The following is a 480-nucleotide window of genomic DNA, read 5'->3' on the forward strand; positions in this document are numbered from 1 at the left end:
CATGAGGCTCATCGTGCCAGCCACAGATCCGGCTGAGCTGTCCAGATCCCGCACATCGTCGATGGCCCGCGTGCCCCACCGAGAACTGCGCGCGCCGTCCGCATCACCGGAACTCTGCGCCCTGCCCACCCCTGCCTACGCGCATTCCGCCCGGGTACGCGGGCGCAAGGGACCACTCGGCACGCACAAGTCGGTTGAGGCCGGGCGTTCCGGCCGCACAGATCGGACCGGGGCGGTTACCGTGGTCCAATGGCTACCACCACCACCAAGCTCGACTCCGACGTCGTGGTCCGCACCTTCTTCGACGCCCTCGTCTCGGGCGACGTCACCACCGCCTCCGAGCTGCTCGCCGAGGACGTGTGGTGGGCCAACATCGGGCTCCCCACCATCCGGGGCAAGCGCGATGTGGTCAAGGCGCTGTCGGCCCTGGGCGGCAGCGTGGACTTCGACGCGGAGATCCACCACCTCGCCGTGGGCGCC

Annotated in this window: 1 protein-coding gene; it reads left to right on the forward strand. The window is 69.8% G+C overall.

Annotated elements, in window-relative coordinates:
- Nucleotides 1–249: 249 nt before the first annotated feature.
- Nucleotides 250–480, forward strand: a 231-nt coding sequence (locus IY392_RS15830; protein ID WP_194861728.1) for a nuclear transport factor 2 family protein, incomplete at its 3' end; no start/stop codon positions are given.

It is taken from the genome of Dietzia sp. SYD-A1, from assembly GCF_015356725.1.
In the GTDB taxonomy this organism is placed as follows: domain Bacteria; phylum Actinomycetota; class Actinomycetes; order Mycobacteriales; family Mycobacteriaceae; genus Dietzia.